Annotated in this window: 3 protein-coding genes; 1 reads left to right on the plus strand and 2 read right to left on the minus strand. The window is 40.6% G+C overall.

Annotated elements, in window-relative coordinates; all coding sequences use genetic code 11:
- Positions 1-215: 215 nt before the first annotated feature.
- Together eno and rbr are read right to left on the minus strand one after the other, a co-directional pair.
- Positions 216-1,496 (minus strand): phosphopyruvate hydratase, encoded by a 1,281-nt coding sequence (gene eno / locus QZ379_RS12180; protein WP_291565227.1) that lies wholly within the window; start codon positions 1,494-1,496, stop codon positions 216-218.
- 181 nt (positions 1,497-1,677) lie between these two features.
- The gene (gene rbr, locus QZ379_RS12185; RefSeq protein ID WP_291565230.1) at positions 1,678-2,256 is read right to left on the minus strand and encodes a rubrerythrin; all 579 of its coding nucleotides are present in this window, start codon (positions 2,254-2,256) and stop codon (positions 1,678-1,680) included.
- A gap of 216 nt (positions 2,257-2,472) precedes the next feature.
- Between rbr and sulP the strand changes: the two genes are divergently transcribed.
- On the plus strand, positions 2,473-4,167 hold the full coding sequence (gene sulP / locus QZ379_RS12190) for a SulP family inorganic anion transporter (protein ID WP_291565232.1): 1,695 nt from the start codon (positions 2,473-2,475) through the stop codon (positions 4,165-4,167).
- Positions 4,168-4,330 lie beyond the last annotated feature (163 nt).

The raw sequence follows: 4,330 nt of genomic DNA on the forward strand, positions 1-4,330 counted from the left end.
CCCATGCGTGACAGGCATGTATTCTAACCAACTGAACTAACGCACCAATTATTTCGGCTATTGAGTTGTTGTATTTCTCAATTGCGATGCAAAGGTACAACAATTTTCCGTATTTGCAATACTTTATCCGTTTTTTTTCAAAAAAAGTGATTATCACCTCAATTTTTACCGAAATCCGGCATTTTTGAGGTGATAACCGTTGATTTATGGCTTTATTACTTAATTCTTTTGTATCCGTATTTTGCCAAATCGCCAAGCTCCTCTTCTATACGGAGCAGCTGGTTGTATTTGGCCATTCTGTCCGAGCGGCTCAAAGAACCGGTCTTAATTTGTCCGCTGTTTGTTGCTACAGCGATATCAGCTATAGTAGCATCTTCAGTTTCTCCCGAACGGTGTGATGTCACAGAAGTGTATCCGTGTCTGTGGGCCATTTCTATTGCATCGAGTGTTTCGCTCAGCGAACCAATCTGATTAACCTTTATAAGGATTGAGTTTCCGCATCCCATTTCGATACCTTTTGAGAGGAATTCCACGTTAGTAACGAACAGGTCGTCACCTACCAACTGGCATCTGTCACCGATTCTTTCTGTAAGTTTCTTCCATCCCTCCCAGTCGTTTTCGCTCATACCGTCTTCTATCGAGTCGATAGGATATTTGTTAATCAGCTCTTCAAGATAGTCTATCTGTTCGTCGGAAGTACGTTTCTTTCCTTTCTCTCCTTCGAAGATTGTGTAGTCGTACACTCCGTTCTTGTAGAATTCAGACGAAGCGCAGTCCATACCTATCATAATGTCTTTTCCCGGTTCGTAGCCGGCAGCCTTTATGGCAGCTATTATTGATTCGAGAGCATCTTCAGTACCATTGAGCGAAGGTGCGAAACCGCCTTCATCGCCTACTGCAGTGCTGAGTCCTCTGTCGTGTAGTACCTTTTTAAGTGCATGGAACACTTCTGCTCCCATTCTCAGCCCTTCGCGGAAAGATTCTGCTCCTACAGGGCGAATCATGAATTCCTGGAATGCTATAGGTGCGTCACTGTGCGAGCCACCGTTTATGATATTCATCATCGGCACAGGCAGAGTGTATGTGTTCACACCACCAATATATCGGTAGAGAGGAATATCAAGATAGTTTGCTGCTGCTTTTGCTACTGCGAGCGATACCCCGAGGATAGCATTTGCTCCGAGTTTTGATTTTGTCTTTGTACCGTCCAGTTCAAGCATTTTGTTGTCTATGGCTCTCTGCTGCAGTACAGACCATCCTGTCAGGGCAGGTGCAATGACATTGTTCACGTTATATACAGCTTTCATTACTCCCTTTCCGCCGTATCTGCTCTTATCATTGTCGCGCAGTTCGAGAGCCTCATTCTCACCTGTCGATGCTCCTGAAGGAACAGATGCTCTACCGATGATTCCTGATTCCAGACGAACTTCTACTTCTACTGTCGGATTGCCTCGTGAATCCAAAATTTCACGTCCTTTGATTGATTCTATTCTCATAATTCTGAATTGTTTATTTGTTTTACATTCATCTACAAAGATGGAAAACTCCATCCTGATTTGCAATACCTAAAAATAGGTATTTTTATTGTGTTATAAAAAGAAAACAGGTTGCTGTGGCAAATGTAGGTACATTCTACCAAGGCAACCTGTGTATCTACTATGTTATAAGGAACTGTTATCAATAGTTGTTTTTCTTAACTTCGAAGTAAGCCTGTGGGTGAAGGCATGCAGGGCATATTTCAGGAGCCTCTGTACCTATGTGTACATAACCGCAGTTACGGCACTGCCATACAGTCTCAACATCTTTCTTGAATACCTTGCCTTCTTCGATATTCTTAACGAAAGCTCTGTATCTTTCTTCGTGTCCCTTTTCAGCTACAGCGATTTCGCGATACATTTTTGCAATTGCAGGGAAACCTTCTTCGTCTGCGATGTCGGCAAAACGTGGGTAATCCAATGACCATTCTTCATTCTCACCTGCTGCAGCAGCCTTAAGGTTTTCGAGTGTAGTACCGATTACACCTGCAGGATAGCTTGCTGTGATTTCTACCATTCCGCCTTCCAACCATTTGAACATACGTTTTGCGTGTTCCTTTTCCTGGTCTGCTGTTTCAGTGAAGATTGCTGAAATCTGTTCGTAACCTTCTTTCTTTGCTACACTTGCAAAGTAAGTATAACGCATTCTTGCCTGTGATTCACCTGCGAATGAGATTGCCAAATTCTTTTCTGTTCTTGTTCCTTTGATGCTTTTTTCCATAATTGTAGTTATTTTGTTGGGTTTAACTTCTTGTTTTATTTTCATATTGCAAATATAATATATTTATTCAAATTTGTAATCATTACAATTTTTAATTTATAATCTTTTAAGTTTTTACTGCTAAATCATAATTTATATAGCTGTAAAAGTATGTTATATGACAGAAAAGACGTAATTTTGCAAAAAAATATTTATAAATAGAAACAATATTGATTTATGAAAGGGGTTGAATTTCATCCTAAACTGTTTTCTACGCTAAAGAATTACAGTAAGTCAGACTTTATGACTGATTTGATGGCAGGTATAATCGTGGGTATTGTAGCCTTGCCGTTGGCTATTGCGTTTGGTATTGCTTCCGGTGTTACACCAGAGAAGGGTATTATTACGGCTATTGTGGCCGGATTTATTATTTCGTTCCTTGGTGGCAGCAAGGTGCAGATTGGCGGTCCTACAGGTGCTTTTATTGTTATCATCTATGGAATCATCCAGCAATACGGATTGAGCGGACTTATGGTTGCCACTATGATGGCCGGAGTCTTGCTTATATTATTAGGTGTATTCAAGTTGGGTACTGTGATAAAGTTTATCCCCTATCCTATTATTATAGGTTTTACGAGTGGTATTGCCGTGACAATCTTTACTACGCAGATAGCCGATATCTTCGGTCTTGATTTCAGAGGTGAGAAAGTTCCGGGTGATTTCATCGGAAAATGGATGCTTTATTTCAAACATTTCGATACTGTGAACTGGTGGAATGCCATTGTAAGTGTAGTCAGTGTGTTTATTATTGCCATAACTCCTAAGTTCTCGAAGAAGGTTCCGGGTTCCCTCGTAGCTATTATTTTAGTGACAGTCGGTGTATATTTCCTGAAACAATATGCCGGAATTACCTGTATAGATACTATAGGCGACCGTTTCAGCATCAAGGCCGAGCTTCCTTCGGTTGCAGTTCCGTCTATAAACTGGGAGGCTATACAGAGTCTTTTCCCTGTAGCTATAACCATTGCAGTACTTGGAGCCATTGAGTCACTTCTTTCAGCAGCTGTGGCCGATGGTGTGATTGGCGACAGACACGATTCTAATACAGAGCTTATAGCCCAGGGTGTTGCCAATGTGGTATCTCCTATTTTCGGCGGTATTCCTGCTACAGGTGCCATAGCTCGTACGATGACCAATATCAATAACGGAGGAAAATCTCCGGTATCAGGTATTGTGCATGCAGTAGTTCTTCTTCTGATACTTCTGTTCCTTATGCCGCTTGCACAGTATATTCCTATGGCTTGTCTTGCCGGAGTATTGGTGATAGTATCATATAATATGAGTGGATGGAGAGTGTTTATGGGATTGCTTAAGAACCCTAAATCAGACGTTACAGTCCTGCTCATTACATTCTTCCTTACAGTGATATTCGATTTGACAGTTGCCATCGAGGTGGGATTGGTTATAGCCTGCGTACTGTTTATGAAACGTGTGATGGAAACAACTCAGATTTCTGTTATCAAGAATGAACTTGACCCTAACAACGAATCTGATATGGAGGTGCACGAAGAGCATCTTATCATCCCTGAAGGAGTAGAGGTGTACGAGATTAACGGTCCTTATTTCTTCGGTATAGCTACCAAATTTGAGGATATGATGGCACAGTTGGGTGACAGACCGAAGATTCGTATCATCCGTATGCGTAAGGTTCCTTTCATTGATTCTACAGGTATCCATAACCTTACTACACTCTGCCAAATGTCACAGAAGGAGAATATACATATCATTCTGTCAGGTGTAAACGAACATGTACATAAGACGCTTGAGAAATCAGGATTCTATGAACTTCTTGGCAAAGAGAACATTTGCAGCAATATCAATGAAGCTCTTGCAGTAGCCACAAAAGAGATGGAAGAATTCAATAGAAAATAATGCTTTTAACAATTAACATAAATGCTCCGTGTTGTTAACAAACATGGAGCATTTTCTTTATTTATTAAACTATGTTATAAAACATGGTTTTTTCACTGAAATACTTGTAGATTACCGAAAAGTCCGTACCTTTGTACTGTGTTTTTCATAGTATTAGATTTTA

The sequence above is a fragment of the Bacteroides sp. genome (genome assembly GCF_019417265.1).
GTDB lineage: Bacteria > Bacteroidota > Bacteroidia > Bacteroidales > Bacteroidaceae > Phocaeicola.